Annotated in this window: 16 protein-coding genes and 1 riboswitch; of the genes, 2 read left to right on the top strand and 14 right to left on the bottom strand. The window is 25.2% G+C overall.

Translation table 11 applies throughout. From position 1 onward, the window contains the following. The first annotated feature begins 75 nt into the window (after positions 1-75). Together RYM86_RS02795 and RYM86_RS02790 are read left to right on the top strand one after the other, a co-directional pair. Positions 76-1044, top strand: a complete 969-nt coding sequence (locus tag RYM86_RS02795) for a P1 family peptidase (protein WP_315077602.1) — start codon at positions 76-78, stop codon at positions 1042-1044. A gap of 181 nt (positions 1045-1225) precedes the next feature. Further along, positions 1226-1408, top strand: a complete 183-nt coding sequence (locus tag RYM86_RS02790) for an alpha/beta-type small acid-soluble spore protein (protein WP_012423416.1) — start codon at positions 1226-1228, stop codon at positions 1406-1408. A gap of 332 nt (positions 1409-1740) precedes the next feature. On the opposite strand, the gene clpB is transcribed toward RYM86_RS02790, so the two are convergent. The 14 genes from clpB to RYM86_RS02720 all read right to left on the bottom strand — a co-directional run bounded on the left by clpB (position 1741) and on the right by RYM86_RS02720 (position 17169). Continuing rightward, complete coding sequence (gene clpB / locus RYM86_RS02785) at positions 1741-4347, bottom strand: ATP-dependent chaperone ClpB (RefSeq protein ID WP_315077600.1); 2607 nt, start codon at positions 4345-4347, stop codon at positions 1741-1743. A gap of 152 nt (positions 4348-4499) precedes the next feature. Next, the gene (locus tag RYM86_RS02780; protein ID WP_315077598.1) at positions 4500-5033 is read right to left on the bottom strand and encodes a DNRLRE domain-containing protein; all 534 of its coding nucleotides are present in this window, start codon (positions 5031-5033) and stop codon (positions 4500-4502) included. 213 nt (positions 5034-5246) lie between these two features. Further along, the gene (locus RYM86_RS02775; RefSeq protein WP_315077596.1) at positions 5247-6512 is read right to left on the bottom strand and encodes a transcriptional regulator; all 1266 of its coding nucleotides are present in this window, start codon (positions 6510-6512) and stop codon (positions 5247-5249) included. A gap of 50 nt (positions 6513-6562) precedes the next feature. Continuing rightward, positions 6563-7861, bottom strand: coding sequence for a tetratricopeptide repeat protein (locus tag RYM86_RS02770; RefSeq protein WP_315077595.1), 1299 nt, complete (start codon positions 7859-7861; stop codon positions 6563-6565). Positions 7862-8163: 302 nt separating this feature from the next. Beyond that, the gene (locus RYM86_RS02765; RefSeq protein ID WP_315077594.1) at positions 8164-8340 is read right to left on the bottom strand and encodes a YtxH domain-containing protein; all 177 of its coding nucleotides are present in this window, start codon (positions 8338-8340) and stop codon (positions 8164-8166) included. A gap of 93 nt (positions 8341-8433) precedes the next feature. Continuing rightward, positions 8434-9387, bottom strand: coding sequence for a ribonuclease H family protein (locus RYM86_RS02760; protein WP_315077592.1), 954 nt, complete (start codon positions 9385-9387; stop codon positions 8434-8436). Positions 9388-9421: 34 nt separating this feature from the next. Further along, positions 9422-10384, bottom strand: coding sequence for a DUF1232 domain-containing protein (locus RYM86_RS02755; RefSeq protein ID WP_315077591.1), 963 nt, complete (start codon positions 10382-10384; stop codon positions 9422-9424). A 491-nt stretch (positions 10385-10875) separates the two neighbouring features. Then, positions 10876-11706, bottom strand: coding sequence for a MetQ/NlpA family ABC transporter substrate-binding protein (locus tag RYM86_RS02750; RefSeq protein ID WP_315077589.1), 831 nt, complete (start codon positions 11704-11706; stop codon positions 10876-10878). A 49-nt stretch (positions 11707-11755) separates the two neighbouring features. Beyond that, positions 11756-12394 carry a methionine ABC transporter permease gene (locus tag RYM86_RS02745; RefSeq protein ID WP_315077587.1) on the bottom strand — a complete coding sequence of 213 codons (639 nt, stop codon included), beginning with the start codon at positions 12392-12394 and terminating at the stop codon, positions 11756-11758. Next, entirely contained in the window at positions 12394-13359 is a 966-nt protein-coding gene (locus tag RYM86_RS02740; RefSeq protein ID WP_315077586.1) for a methionine ABC transporter ATP-binding protein, read from the bottom strand. Before RYM86_RS02740 ends, RYM86_RS02745 begins: the two co-directional genes overlap by 1 nt. 193 nt (positions 13360-13552) lie before the next feature. Beyond that, positions 13553-13661, bottom strand: a riboswitch (SAM riboswitch). Between the two features lie 162 nt (positions 13662-13823). Beyond that, positions 13824-15053, bottom strand: coding sequence for a histidine kinase (locus RYM86_RS02735; protein ID WP_315077585.1), 1230 nt, complete (start codon positions 15051-15053; stop codon positions 13824-13826). 101 nt (positions 15054-15154) lie between these two features. Beyond that, positions 15155-16411: an ATP-binding protein gene (locus RYM86_RS02730; protein ID WP_315077584.1), complete on the bottom strand. Its 1257-nt coding sequence runs from the start codon at positions 16409-16411 to the stop codon at positions 15155-15157. Positions 16412-16439: 28 nt separating this feature from the next. Next, positions 16440-16568, bottom strand: a complete 129-nt coding sequence (locus tag RYM86_RS02725; protein WP_315077582.1) for a hypothetical protein — start codon at positions 16566-16568, stop codon at positions 16440-16442. Between the two features lie 43 nt (positions 16569-16611). Further along, positions 16612-17169: an accessory gene regulator B family protein gene (locus RYM86_RS02720; protein WP_315077580.1), complete on the bottom strand. Its 558-nt coding sequence runs from the start codon at positions 17167-17169 to the stop codon at positions 16612-16614. Positions 17170-17406 lie beyond the last annotated feature (237 nt).

Genomic DNA, 17406 nt, shown 5'->3' with positions numbered 1-17406 from the left:
AACTTTCACCTATTGCATATATCAACACGCATTTAAAACAGATCCAAAAATTAAAATCTAGAGGAGGTATTTTAAATGAAAGAAATTAAATTTTGTGATATAGATGGTATAAAATTAGGACATGCTGAAAATGAAGAAGGTGGCACTGGATGTTCTGTTGTAATTTGTGAAAACGGTGCAACTGGTGGAGTTGATGTACGTGGTGGTTCTCCTGGTACAAGGGAAACAGATTTATTAAATCCCATGGAAATGGTAGATAAAATTCATGCTGTAGTTTTATCTGGCGGTAGTGCTTTTGGCTTAGATGCTTCTAGTGGTGTAATGGAATATTTAGAAAATAAAAATATTGGATTTGATGTAACTGTTGCTAAAGTTCCAATAGTATGTCAAGCAGTGTTATTCGATTTAGCCTTTGGTAATCCTAAAATAAGACCTGATAAATTTATGGGAATTAAGGCTTGTTTAAATGCTGAAGAGTATTATGATGATATAAATGGTAATATCGGTGCTGGATTTGGTGCAACTGTCGGGAAATTTTTAGGACCAGATTTTTCAATGAAAGGTGGACTAGGTACTTATGCTGTTAAAGTTGGGGATTTGGAAGTTGGTGCAATTGTAGCTGTCAATTGTTTGGGTGATGTGGTTGATCCTCAAAATTTAAATATAATTTCTGGAGCGTATGATCGTAAAAATAATAAATTTTTAAATACAGAAGATTTACTATTATCTACATTAGAAAATCCCATTAATCCTTTTAAAGGAAATACTACCATTGGAATAATTGTTACTAATGCAAACTTTACTAAAGCTGAAGCAAATAAAGTTGCTTCTATGGCTCATAATGGCTATGCTAGAACAATGTATCCAGCTCATACTATGTTTGATGGAGATACAATATTTACAATGGCAACAAATAAAGTTAACTCTGATGTTACTACTGTTGGAATGATAGGTGCAAGAGTAATGGAAAAAGCCGTTTTAAGAGGAATTAAATCTGCAAAATCCATGTTTGGAATTCCTAGCTTTGAAGAAATAAATAGATAAATTTAACATTATTATCTCATTTTTAACATATGTACTTTTCCTGGATTTTATAATTAATTTTTACTAATATTCCTCTCATTACATAGAGTATATTTTATGATATGGCACAAAATAATACTGCAAAGCAGAAAAGCTTAGCAAATAAAATTATTTAATAATTAGATTAAAGGAGGAATATATTATGGCAAATTCATTAGTACCAGAAGCAAAAAACGGGTTAGCAAAATTCAAAAATGAAGTAGCAAATGAGATGGGTGTTCCATTTACTGATTACAATGGTAACCTTTCTTCTAAGCAATGTGGAAGCGTTGGTGGAGAAATGGTTAAAAGAATGGTACAACAATACGAATCTGGCATAAAATAAGTATTCTGACTGTGTACCAAAAGAGGAGATAGATATACTCTAATATTAATAGATTAATATATGACTTTCTATTTTAAATATGGGATTATGGAAAACTGAAATTTTTCAGATAAAACAAATTCTCATTTAAAATAAAATCATATATAAAATAATTTATTAAACATAAAAGGAGTATTCTATCTTCTTTTACATTTTATTATAAGGCTGTGCTTTAGCAGAGTGTTGATATATGCATAAGTAAAGCTGGACACGTAATTAAATATTTTAATTACTCAACAAATTTTTTCATTTAACAAAGGGGCTATTTTAAGTAGCCCCTTTAATAATAGAATCTAATTATTTATAGGTTTTAATATTATTTCTTCATCGTCTCCATCAACTATTATCTTAGATCCATAAATTAAATCTCCCTTAATTATCATTCTTGCAAGACTATTTTCCAAAGTATTTTGAATATATCTTTTAAGAGGTCTTGCACCATATATTGGATCATATCCTTCTTTAGCCATTATTGATTTAGCTGAATCAGTAACTTCTAGTTCTATGTTCTTATCCTTTAATCTATTTCTAACTTCATTTAAAAATATATTTATAATTTTCTTTATTCCCTTTTCAGATAGTGGCTTAAACATGATTATATCGTCAACTCTATTTAAGAATTCTGGTTTAAATCTTAATTTTAATTGATTTATTACATCTTTTTTTATGCTTGGTTCAATATAATCTTCACTTTTATTCTCTAATAAATAATTACTACCTATATTAGATGTCATTATAATTATAGTATTTTTAAAATCCACTGTTTTTCCTTTATTGTCAGTTAATCTACCATCATCTAAAATTTGAAGGAATATATTAAACACGTCATCATGTGCTTTTTCTATTTCATCAAAAAGTACTACACTATAAGGATTTCTTCTAACTGCTTCTGTTAGTTGTCCTCCTTCATCATAACCTACATATCCTGGAGGTGCTCCAACTAATCTTGACACTGAATGTTTTTCCATATATTCTGACATATCAATACGAATAATGTTTTCTTCTGAGTCAAATAAATTTCTAGCTAAAGTTTTAGCAAGTTCTGTTTTACCTACTCCTGTTGGTCCTAAAAAGATAAATGACCCTATTGGTCTATTAATATCTTTAAGTCCTGCTCTAGCTCTTAGAATTGCATTTGTAACAGACTCAATAGCTTCATCTTGACCTATTACTCTTTTGCTCATCTCATCTTCTAATCTTAAAAGTTTTTCTCTTTCACCTTCAAGGATATTACTTACAGGTATTCCAGTCCATTTAGATAAAATGTGTGAAACTTCTTCTTCAGTAACTTCTTCTTTTAAAAGAGCCCCTTCATAATTTTCTTTAACTTCTAATTCCACATTTTTAAGTTTTTCTTCTAATGCAGGAATTTTACTGTATTGAATTTCAGCTACCTTATTATATTCATAATTTCTTTGAGCAACTTCTAATTCTCCTCTAGCTTCATCTAATTCTTCCTTAACATTCTTCAATACAACTATATGTGCTTTTTCCTTTTCATATTTAGCTGTCATTTCATCGTTTTCTTCTTTTAATCCAGCCAATTCTTTTTCCAAATCCGTTAATCTCTTTTTAGACCCTTCATCTTTTTCTTTTGATAGTGCTTCTTTTTCAATTTCAAGTTTAAATATTTTTCTTCTTATTACATCTAACTCTGTTGGTAGAGAATCTATTTCTGATCTTATCATTGCACCTGCTTCATCAATTAAATCAATAGCTTTATCTGGTAAATATCTGTCTTGAATATATCTATCTGATAATTTTGCAGCTGATACTATTGCCGAATCATGTATTCTTATACCATGATGTATCTCAAATCTTTCTTTTAATCCTCTTAATATTGAAATTGTATCTTCAACAGTAGGTTCTTCTATTATTACCGGTTGAAATCTTCTTTCTAATGCCTTATCTTTTTCAATATATTGTCTATATTCATCAAATGTTGTTGCACCTATACAATGAAGTTCTCCTCTTGCAAGTAATGGCTTAATTAAGTTACCCGCATCCATAGCTCCATCAGTTTTTCCAGCACCAACAATAGTATGAATTTCATCTATAAATAAAATTATTCTACCCTCACTATTTTGAACCTCCTTCAAAACAGCCTTTAATCTTTCTTCAAATTCACCTCTATATTTAGCCCCTGCTATTAATGATCCCATATCTAAAGAAAATATAATTTTTTCTTTTAAACCTTCTGGTACATCACCTCTAACTATTCTTTCTGCTAAACCTTCAACTATTGCTGTTTTACCAACACCCGGTTCACCTATAAGAACAGGATTATTTTTTGTTCTTCTTGAAAGAATTCTTATAGCTCTTCTTATTTCCTCGTCTCTGCCTATAACAGGATCTAACTTATGCTTTTTAGCTAGTTCTACTAAATTAGTTCCATATTTAGCCAGAGCATCGTAAGTTCCCTCTGGATCTTGAGTATCAACTCTTTGACTTCCTCTAACTTCTGATAAAACTTTTAAAAATTTATCCTTAGTAACATTATATTTATTTAATAATTTAGCCACTTCTCCATTTTTATCAATATCCATTATAGCTAACACTAAATGCTCAACACTTATATAAGAATCTTGAAATTCTTTTGATATTTCTTCTGCTTTAATTAAGACTTCATCTACTTTTCTTGTTATATATACTCCTGAATTAGATGCACCTTCACCTAAAACTTTAGGCATTGAATCAATTATTTTATTTAAATTATCTTTTAAAGATTTTACTTGAATATCCATCTTAGTAAAAATATTAGGCACTAAACCATCATCTTGGTTAACTAAAGCAGAAAAAACATGAATTACATCTATTTGTTGATGATTATATTTAACTGCTATAACGTTAGCATCACTTAAAGCTTTTTGCACTTTTAATGTCATTTTTTCTATATTCATTCTTTTTGCCTCCTCTATTTACTCTCACTATATATTTTGTTCCTTAAATATATAATAATACAAAGGTCAAAGAAAGTCAAAGTTTATTTTAAAAATTAAAAGAAGTTCTATTAAATTTTAATAGGACTTCTTTAAAAATAACATTATTTTTTCTACGCCTCAACTTCTAATGATAAATAAGGCTTATTTCTGTTTTTAGAATAAGAAAATATACTCACACAATTCTCTACATCTTCCATTCCCGTCAATGTTAATCCGAAATTTTCCTCATAATAATTAAACCACTTATTCACCATATCGGAAACGTCTACACTTATAAAATTATTATCTTTACAACCTTCAATAATCAAAAAATCACCTGTGTACTCATAGCTGGGTGCATTGTTCCAATTAACTGCTAAAGGATTATATTGTTCAGTATTATTATTTAAGAAAACCTTATTCCCAGAAACCTTTCTAAAATTATATATATTTTTTTCTACACATAAATTTAACGCTGCAGATCTTATCTTATAGGTGTTTAATACCTTATCCTTTATATCAAACATCATTAGTGTCCTAAAAACGTTACTATCAGTTCCCACTACATTTCCTATTGGTAAATACTTATTTTCATAAAAATTTTGTTCATTAAATCTTCTGCTAATCACAGATATAGATGAAGGGTAAACAGAAATTAACTTCATCAAACCGCTCCTTTAAAATTATCTTTCTTAATCTATATCTATGAAGATATTTAACTTTTAATTCACATTATCAAAATTATTATGTATGTAAAAATAACACCTTTATATTAGTTAACATAAACGTGTTATAAATACATACTTTTTTAAATTTATTGTTCACAAATATTAAATTTAGCTTAATATTTAACAGCAGTAAAAGATACCCCTTAATTTTTATATTCTCTTATCCACAAGAAAAGCTAAATTAAAATATTTCAATGAGTCAGAAATAGAACCTAGTTTATAATACATATTTCCCATATCTATATATCTTTCCTTGCGTTCTTCTTTCGTGCCTGACTTAAATAAAGCATCTAATGCTATATTCATATATTTTTCAGCTTGTACATAATCTCCTAATTTCTGAAGTGTTGTACCCTTTAAATAATATGATTTCTTTAATAAGCATATATTATCAGTAGAAATTGCAATATTTAAAGATTCATCTGCTATTTTAGATGCAATTTCAAATTCTGAATTCTTTATTAAAATTTTAGTACAAGAATTTAAAAACTCTACATATTTTTCTTTATTATGATGTGGGAATATCTTTATACCCTCTTCTATTTCTTTTATGGCTTTTTCTCTATCATTTATTTGAAAATAATACTTACCATAATCACCTCTAGATAATGCTAAATTTATAGGATTATGCTTTTGATATTCAAAAGCTTTGTTTTTAAAATCTTCAGCATAATCTTTATTTAACTTAATACATAAAGTTGCATATGCATGATATATCTTGCCTTTATTTGAGTCACTATTTATTTTATCAATTTCTTTAATTACTCTTGATAAAAGTTCATATGCTTTCTCATATTTATTTAATCTTTGATAACAAATAGCTTCATTGTATAGGATTAAACAATACTCTTCTCTATCTATTTCTTTATTTTCTTGATTTAAAATTTCTCTTAATTTATTATAATAAGCTATTGATTCTAAATACTCTTTATTTTCATATAAGTATCTAGCCATGTCTTTAAAATATACTAATGTATTTTCAACATTATTATTTTTTTGATATAAATCATAATATTGAGAAACTATTAATTGAATATTTTCAACTTTACTTTGTTCAACATAATAAGTAAATATTATATGTACTAATTCAAATGCTAAATCATTATATTTATATTTCAAAGAATATTCTAAATTATATTTCAGCTTATTTTCACATTCCGGATCAGAAGACAATGTCTTTTTTATTAACTCTAAATTATTTAATATTTGATCGTATACATCCTGTATTAAATAATTTAGTTCAATTCCTATTTTCTCTGATATATATTCTAATAATTCTTTATCTGCCTTAACTTTTCCATTTTCTATGCAGCTCATTTTAGAAATTGAAATTTTAGTTCCACATAAGTCTTTTAATGTAATACTTTTAAAAATTCTAGCCCTTTTTATTTTTTCGCCTGTAGATAATATTTCCACTTACATCACCCATTTATATTTATTGATTCATTATATACTATGAATTAATTTTATTTTATTAATCCTAACTCTTCAAAAAATTTAATTCCTTCATTTAAATAATTACTTGCTCTATCTTCATCTTTTTTATCCATAAAATGCTTACCTATTTTCATAGCTATTTCGCCTGCTTTTAATAAATTTCTGCTTTCTTTAGCTTTAGCATATGCTTCCATGATCATTTTTTCAGCATCTTCATATTCTTCTGATATATTAAAAATTATATATTGTATTAATTTACATTCTATCAACCTATTAGAATCACTTTCATCTATAACTTTATCAATTTGTTCTACTATTTTTCTACATTCTTTTATATTCTTAAGTTTTAGATGTGATTTACATATGTCTATCAAAATATCTACTTCATTTTCAAATTCATTTTGGTTAATTACTTTTTTAGATATTTCATAATGCTTAAATGATTCTTCTAAATCATCTAATTCATAAAATAACTTACCTAAGTTATGCTCGATTTCTACTACACTCTTTTTATGTTCTATTTTTCTATAGACTTCTAATGCCTTTTTAGAATATTTAGTAGCTTTCGATAAATCTCCTTGTTTATTGAATTCTTCAGCTAAAACAAGTAGTGTTTTTGCATAAACCTTATCACTATAAGTTCTTTCTAATTTTTTCTTGGCAACATTTGAATATTCTAATGCTTTATCTAAATCTTCTATATTAAAATAAGTTCGTGCCATATTATAGTATATTTCTCCTAATAGAAAATCATCTTCTATATTATTATCTAAATATACTTTTTCTGCTTGTCTTAAATAACTACTAGCAGAATGATATGCTCTTAAATTTATTGTTATTTTAGCTAAGTTTAAAAACGTTTTAATTATTTGTTCATAATTATTATTTTTAATAAATATAACATTAGAAGATAAGAAGAACTTCTGTGCCATTTGAAAATCTTTTTTATAAACATATATTTGTGCTGTTATAAATAATAATCTCGCTTTTCTATACTCTAAATTATATTTTTCCGAATAATATAAAGCATTTTCTATGTATTTTTGTGCAATATCATAGTTTTCTAATAATATATATGATTCTGCAACTTGTTCGTAATAGATGCTTATTTTTTCAGCTTGACTTTCTTCTGACTCCATAAGATGTTCAATACTTATATTTAATGTTGATGCTAAGTATTCAAGCAAGTCCATTGATGGATTTGATCTTCCTGATTCAATCAAACTTATTTGACCAGGAGTTATCCTATTCTTTGCTAAATCTTTTAATGTCATATTTAGTTCTTTTCGTCTCGTCTTTATTTTTTCACCTAATGACATGATTTCCACAATTTTCAACTCTTTTCTATACCAAGAATTATTATATTAATAATTATACCATAAAATCACAATAAACTACACCAAATTATTATTATTTTTCTATTATTTATCTATCTTTTACATATTTATGCAATATTGATGTAATTACATTATATTTAATATATTTTTTTATATAACTTTTAATAGTATAAATATATATTTTAAAATTTCCTTATAAAATATCTTACTAAAACAAAAAGATAAAAAAATGAGCCGTTACAAAACTAACTTTTAAGTTAGTTTTGTAACAGCTCTTTTTAATAAATATATTTTTATTTCATACAACAACCCATCATATTTTCATATGTATCTTCAGCCATATCTCTCATTCTCATTCCAGCTTTTTTCATTTTTCTTTGAGTTCTTCGGTCTAAATTTGGCATAACCATCATTCCTACTGCTGTACTAATTAATGCTCCTGCGACAATTCCTCTAGTAAATTTTCCCATAACAAACACCTCTTATATTTTTATTATATTAATTATCCTATAAATAGGTTGTGTATTTTTTCAAAATTTACTCCAAGAAATTATTACCTTATTTTATAAGTTACATTTATTTTCCAATAAATATAAGATCATTTCTTCTTTTTGTTTACTTAACAATTTAGAAATTAATTTTTTACCTTTAATCTTATCGCTTTTGTATTCATCAATCATATTCTCAAACTTATCTTCTATAATATTAACTTCATTTTTATTAATAATTTTACTTTTGCAATTATCAATACTACTCTTATCATTAATAACTATTACATTCTCAAAGTAGTTTGATATTAATCCTTCTATATTTGATTTTAGCTTTTTATTTATAACCTTTATTACATTATTTTTAATCCATTTTTCAACAACCTTATCGGACTTTATGCCTAAAGCTTCTTTGCATTTCTCATCAGCAAGTTCATTGAAAAAATCTCCTGTATGACTATCTACTTTAACAAATATAATTTCTACACCACTATTCATTAATTCCTGCATTCTTTTATAATATTCTTTAGATGATGTCTCTTTTCTTTCCCATGCACCTGTTGCATGATAACAAATACCTGCATAATCGTGAAAAATAACTACCTTCTTCTCTCCACAATTCAAAGCATATTCTACACCTTTTATAGCACCCTTTAATTCACCTGCTATCTGTCTTATATTATTAGTAGGATCACTTTCGCCAATTCCACTATCAATATATTCCACAACATTATCTTTAACTGCAACGACTCCATAAGAATATTGTGATGTACAAATATTATAACTTCCATCAACATATATATGTAAGCAATCATGAGGATACTTTCCATCTAACTTACTTATTAAATTATTTCTATTATTTAAAAACTCTTTTGCTTCAGATATATCTGTAAAACTTTTATATTTAGCATTTTTTACACCTTTAACATATCTTAAGCATTCCGCCCAAGTATCAACTATCTTATCTTCTACTTTTTCATTGTTTTTAAAATCAAAGCCCTCTTTTATAGCATAAACTTTTTTTCCCACTGTTCTATTCCTTCCACAAATTAAACTTTTAATATTATAATGCTGTTAATTCAGTTATTACTAAACATAATTTTTCAACATTTTTAGCACCTGTAAAATTTATCAAATATTCTAAACCGCTTTTTAGAACTGTAATTATCTCATTATTGCCTTCCCAATTTTCTATAATCACATTCATAGGAACGTCATTTATAATATTGTTTAATGCAAAGAACGCTACTCCAATCTCATCTATTGCTCCTATAAATGGTATATTGTTTGGTATTATGTCCGTTGGTAATGCGATATATGCAATAGCAGATGATAATATTAATTTAGTTTTTATTGAAACTCTATTATCTTTTAATAGTCTATATATTAACGATATAATATCCGGTAAAAGAAATATATATTCTTTAAACTTTTTAGTTTTTTCAGGTAACTTATCTTCTATTATTTCTCTTCCTAACGAATAATTATCTTTAACCTTATTAACAATAATCAATTCATTAGAATTTTCTAAATCATTTTCTTCTATTTCTTCTATAATTTTTTCTTTAATTAAGTTCCCTTTTAAAGAAATATCTATTTCTTCTAAATTAACCCAAAGCTCTTTATCTTTTACAAATACTTCTTTTAAAGCAAAGTCAACAAATGGAATATCATATAATATCTTTTTTATATCTATTGATATTTTATCCTTTTCTGTACTTATTCCTTTATCATTGAAATCTTTAATTAATTTTTTCAAAATAAAGCTTCTAAACATTCTAAAAAGACCTAAATTCATTACCTTTAAGTTAGCCAATTTGCATATAACTTTTTCATCTATCAATTCAAGTATTTCGACTTTTAAAGAAAATTCTACATTAATTCCCTTTTTAAAATTTCCTTCTATTATGATTCCATTAGATATATTAATTTTATTTATATACAATCCATCAATCTTTACAAATTCATTTATAATACTAAGTAAATCCTCACCTAGTAATTTTACTTTAATATTAGATATCTTCATAATATATTCTCCTTTTAAGAATATTCTTTTAAACTTACATATACAATTTTATTTTTATGTATTATTAGAATTATACTATATTTAGGCAATAAATTAAATAATATCTTATTTATCTATATAGTAATAATGATTTATATAAATTATATTTTTTACTTAATATATTTATCAATCTTATTATATTAAATACTATTTCTAAAATAAAAAAGTTAATGTAAATAAAATATTAAATACATTAACTTTCCACTTTCTTATTAAATTTTAACAATTGGCTATGTTTTAGCAGAGTGTTTATATGTGCAATAGGCAAAGTGGTATTGTAATTGGACTTTGAGAATAGTTAATGAGTATTGTCACATTTACTGCTTGTCTCAATTTTATATTGGGAGCAAGCTAAAATGGGACTATACTCATTTTTAGTATTCCTAAGTTCAATTACTCAGTCCACTTTGCTTATGCATATATAAATACTTATTTAAAACATAGCCTAATAATTAAAATACTGGTATAACTGCACCATTATATTCTTTTTCTATAAATTCCCTTACTTCTGGTGAAGTGAATGCTGCCGTTAATGCTTTAATTTTTTCTTTTTCTTCATCACCTTTTTTAACAACAATTATATTTGCATAAGGTTTCGCTGCTTCAGAATTCTTATCTTCATTTATTATTGGATCTGATAATGGATCAAATCCTGCTGGTATTGCATAGTTTCCATTTATTACAGCTGCTTCAGAATCATCTAGTACCCTTGGTATGCTTGCTGCTTCTAATTCATTAAATTTTAAGTTTTTATTATTTTCTGTTATATCCTTTGGTGTAATTAATTCACCATCTGATACTTTTATAATTCCTTTTGAAGCTAATAATTTTAATGCTCTTGCTTCATTTGATGGATCATTAGGTATTGCTATTGTAGCTCCATCCGTTAATTCATCTAAACTCTTTATCTTATTTGAATATAGCCCCATTGGTTCTAAATGAATTGCTGCTGTATAAACTAAATTTAATCCTTTTGATTCATTTTGTTCATTTAAATACGGAATATGCTGAAAATAATTAGCATCTAAATCCCCTTCCGCTAATGCTATATTAGGCTGAACATAATCAGTAAACTCAATTATTTCAAGCTTATATCCTTCCTTTTCAAGTATAGGCTTTGCTATTTCTGCTATTTCCTTATGTGGTATAGGTGTAACACCTATTTTTATTGTTTTATCATCTTTATTGTAACTCTCTACTCCATTATTTGTACTTCCACACCCTGCTAAACTAAATATAAGTACTCCTGATAATATTATTGATAATATAGATTTCTTTTTCATATATTTTTCCCCCTTAAATTATTGCTTATTTTATAACTAATCTAAAAATTTACTTTGATAATTTTCCATAAAAATAATTTCCTAAAAATTGTAGAAGCTGTACTAATATAATTAATATTATACAAGTTACTATCATAAATTCTGTTTCAAATCTTTGATATCCATATCTTATTGCTACATCTCCAAGTCCACCTGCCCCAAGTGTTCCTGCCATAGCAGAATAACCTACAATACTTATTAAAGCTAATGTTATTCCAGATACAATTGATGGTATTGCCTCTTTTAACATGACTTTAAATATTATTTGAAAATTTGAAGCCCCGAAAGACTTTGCTGCTTCTATTACTCCTTTGTCAACTTCTCTTAATGCAGATTCTATAATTCTTGAAACAAAAGGTGCTGCCGCAATTGTAAGTGGTACTATAGTAGCTAGTGTACCAGTAGATTTACCAACTAATAACTTGGTTAACGGCATAATTATTACCATTAATATGATAAATGGAAAACTTCTTAATGTATTCACTATAAAGTCTAAAATGGAATACATAAATTTATTTGGTTTTAAGCCATCATCTGAAGTAATAGTAAGAAGTATTGCTGGAACAAAACCTAATATAACTGAAAATATTGTAGAGGTTAAGACCATTATTAATGTTTGTTTTAAAGCTGTTATTATAATTTCTTGCATTATTTAATCACCTCCAGCAAAATTTTCTTATTCTCTAAGTATTCAATTACCTTATCTTTGTCACACTCATTTATATTTATAACGAGTCCTCCTAGAATCATATCTCTAAATTTTTCTAATTTTCCAGATACTATAGAAAAATCTATATTAAGTTCTCTTGCCATCTTTGTTATAACAGCATTCTCTGAAGAGCCATTAGAGAAAAATATTTTTATATTCACTCCAGTTGTTGGTAATATATTTTCATCATCTTCTCCAAGAAACTTCTTTAAAGATGATCTAGGCTTTAAAAATAATTCCTCACATTTACCTTGAGATTTTATATTTCCACCGTCAAGCAATGTAACTCTTTCACAGACTCCTTTTACAACTTCCATTTGATGAGTAACAATAACTATTGTTATACCAAGTTCCTTATTTATTTTTAAAAGTAATGATAGTATATCTTTAGTAGTCTTAGGGTCTAATGCTGAAGTTGCTTCATCACATAATAATATTTTAGGTTCTAGTGCTAATGCTCTTGCAATAGCTACTCTTTGTTTTTGGCCTCCACTTAGCTTAGATGGCTTATCATTTGTTTTTTCTTCCAAACCCACTAATTTAAGAAGTTCCATAACTTTAGTTTGAATGTAATTTTTATTATATCCCCATATTTCTAATGGAAAAGCTACATTATCAAAAACATTTTTTCTTTGCATAAGATTAAAGTTTTGAAAAATCATCCCCAAATTTTTTCTAAAACTTCTTAAATCTTTGCCTTTTAAATCAGAGATATCATTTCCCATCACTTTTAAAGAACCTTTATTATATGATTCAAGACCATTTATGCATCTAAGTAATGTAGATTTTCCTGCCCCACTATGTCCAATTATTCCATAAATCTCTCCTTCTTTTATGCTTATTGAAATATTGCTTAATACTCTTATTTCCCCAAATTTTTTTTCTAAATTCCTAACTTCTATCATTAGATTTCCTCCTTTGCACATTTTATTGCTAAATTAAAATGTATTTTTTGCTTTCTGCTTATTGATGATTGTTTGCAAACCAAATTATAAATTAAATTATGCGTAAATTTTAACTTTGTTATAAATTTTATAGATAATAAATAAAGCACCAGAGAATAAATCTCTAGCGCTTAATATACTAAATAAATTTACCCTCTCATCTATCAACTCCATAAGTTGCAGGATTTAGCACCATAAATGATAATCAATCATTTGGTTGCCGGGTTTCATCGGGCCAGTCCCTCCACCGCTCTTGATAAGATATAACAAATATTAATTTTTAATTTATGTTTTAAATTATAATTCCTTAATTTAAATTTGTCAATAATATTTTATATTAATTAACAAAAATATTATGTCTTTCCTTAAGTAAAATATTATAGCTAATAAGTACCTATTATATTTTTATATAATTAATATTTTCATTAAGCCAATGGTAATGTTATTTCAAATTCGCTTGAATAAAACATATTGCTTACGTAAAGTGTGCCCTGATGTTTTTCTAATAATTCTTCGGCTAAATCTAATTTCTTATTATCTAGTTTAATATCATTATTTAATAATCTAAACCCTCTTTTTTTATATAAATCTTTTACATTGCACTCTATGTTAATTATTAATTTATCTAAAATATTATAAGTTTGTATTCTTATAAAGCCTCTATTTTCATCCACGCACTTAATTATATTAGTTAAAATCACATATAAATCTTTCTCAGAAATCTCCAACAAGTTTCTGTCTGCATTATCCTCTATAATAATACACGTTTCTTCTTCTATAATTGGTTTTAATATCTTTGAAATAAATCTATTTTCATTTCCATTTATTTGTATAGATGATTTTACCTTATTATTATTTTCTATTATGTTTTCTAGAGCTTGCCCTAATTTTTCTTCTTTACTCATAAGATATAAACCGTATAAGTAAGAAATTTCTGCTCCATAATCATGTTTAATCTTTCTTAAATCATTATTTTTCTTTTCCAATTCAGTGTTTAATTTATTTATTTGCTCACTTTCCTTTTTTATACTACTAAAATATGTGGAACTTATAATAAAGAATATAAATAAATTTATAACCATTATGTTTTTTAATAATGGACTATCAAAATCTAGAAATCTATTTTTAAAAAGTATGTTGTGGTAAACAAATAAATTTATAGCTAGAGTTAAAGATATGAATATTTTATCTTTAACCATTAATCTATAGAACCTAATTATGTATTTTTTGTATTTAAATAATATATACAAGCACAAATAATTAAGCATAAATACTATAATATACATTGTTTTAATCAAATATACTTCTTCTAAATTTAATAAGTTTATATATGGATAAAATACTCCAATAATTATTACCGATAATATTGCTATTAATGCATAAATACTATTACATATAATTTGTGCTGTTTTTAAATCATTTCTATATGAAATTCCTACTGTAATAATGTATAAAATACTGTTATAAACAATACTGATATCATCATTCATATATAAACTTTTAATTATTATAGACATAATTGATACAAAAAATATTATTATTCCTAATTCTTTTTTGCTTTTTTGACAATCTTTTTTTACACAAGAATTCACAATATTTAGTATAACTAAAGCTTCTAAGAAAAGTTCTATTACACTCCCTAACATCATAATCATTATTTTTCCCCTTTATATGTAGTAATTTAAGAGTATTTCACCTAATAATAAAGTGTTGATATTATATCAACACTTTACTTTTAATATGTATTATTTCATACTTAGTCATTTAAAGGTAAACTTATTTCAAATTTTGTAGAAATATCGTTACTTATTAAATTTATATTTCCACCATATTTCTCTATTAATTCCTTTACAATACTTAAGCCATACCCATGATTATTTTCAGTATTATTTTTTGTAGTAAATCCGGGTTCAAATATCTTACAGATATTTTCTTCCTCAATTTTAGGTCCGTTATTTTCTATAATAATAATTACATGATCTTTTACATCATAAGTTTTTATTATTAAAATTCCAGTTTTATTCATAGCTTTTACAGCATTATTTACTATATTAGAAATTATCCTATAGAGTTCTATTTCAGTCATTTGTACATTATTAATGCTACCTTCATCTTCTATTATTATATTGATATCTTCAGATTTTAATTTTTTAACTATATTATTAATTAAAGTATTATCTTCATTTAATTTAATATCAGCTTCTACATTATTTTTATTGATTATCTCTTTTAATTTTTCTCCAATTTTATCAATTCTTTTCATACAATAAATATCATACATATATGTAATTTCTTTTGCATAACCACCTTGAACATTTGTGAGTTCCATATTTTTTTCATATAAATTCTTATTTAGTTCTAATATTTTACGAGATTTGATATCGATATTAATAAAATAAATAATAATCATACCCAAAAATAACATAAATGTCACACTAACCAAATTCCTCAATAATTCTGATTCATTTTTATAAAAAATTAAATAAAAAGCTGCTATAAAATCCATAGAACAATTTATTATAATTAAAGTTATAATAGATGGTTTTATTGATAAAATTTGATCGTGTATACTTTTTATTTTTTCCTTATATTTAAAAATAAAAATTCCCATTATAAATTGAGGAATGTATATTATGCAAACCATTAAAACATCTCTGTTTTTTAAAGATATTAAATTTTTTAAAAATCCAAAAAATAAATTTCCAAAAATATTAACATTAAAGGCTATAAAAAAATACATTATTGTATATGCGATTAAAGAACTATAAAATTTTTTATTGTACAACAAACATCCAATAACAATTATCTCCAAAGAATGTATGATAAAAATACAAATAGACAAATTTCCAAACATGCAATTTAAAATATACATTACTAAAAATACAATTATAATTGCACTTATCTTTTCTATCGTATTTTTTTTATAATTATCTTCAATACAATAATCTATTACGTAAATAAAAAGAATAGATTGCAAAATAGAATTTAATGTATCTACTAAATTTATTACCAAATTACGCGCCTCCTAATTTCTAGAGCTTTTATCTTATTTTTTTCATTGATTCAGGCATATCTTCTGTTCCAACTGTTAATGTTGAAGCCGGACTAACAACAATAAATTTTTCTGTTAATTTCATTAGCATTTTTCCTGTTATTGATTTTGTGTTCATGAAATATCATCCCCCTAAATATATATTTTTTAATACTTATTTATTATTTTTCTCTTTTGTTAAACATAAGCATAGCTTGAAATAAGATTGTCCATGTTATAAGTTCATAAATATTATTAATCTTATATAATAATATTGAACTTATTCCAATAACTGAAGAAATAGAAATTCCTAGTACTCTATTTCTTTTTATAAGTTCGAGGCGCGTAATTGGCATTCTATAATTTAAAACTGGTGCTGTATTATATATTGAAAATAAACTAATCAATATTAAAATACTGTTGCTTATAAAATTGAGTTTACAATTTAAACTCAGTAATATAACACCAGTAGTTATAAACATTGTTGCTATAAAACATTTTATTTGAGTATCTTCATGATATCCACCTATGAAAGGCTTTGTTATACTCATTATTCCTATTATTATAATACTTTCTTTACAGTATCCAATTAACGAAAATATAATTATTATTGACATTAACTTTATAAGTTCAAAAAATAATACTGTTGTTGTATATTGAATTTGCTCACATTGTTCTTTACTATATCCATTATGATTGCAAATATCTTGTACAAAATTTCCTATAAAACTTCTAATCATTTCTTTTCCATCTCTTATATTTCATATTTTATTACATTATACTATTTATTTACAATTTTTACAATAAAAATCGTAAATTTTAGCATTTACACAAGTTTTTTTGTTTTTTATTACAAATCCTATAAATAAATATATAAAATTTAGTTATTTATAGGATTTTATATAAAATAATAAACAACAAAAAGGTGAATTTATATAAATAAATTCACCTTTTTCTATAAAACAAACTAAAATAAA

The sequence above is a fragment of the uncultured Clostridium sp. genome (assembly GCF_963527835.1).
In the GTDB taxonomy this organism is placed as follows: Bacteria; Bacillota; Clostridia; order Clostridiales; family Clostridiaceae; genus Clostridium.
This window is presented reverse-complemented; position numbering and strand designations above follow the sequence as displayed.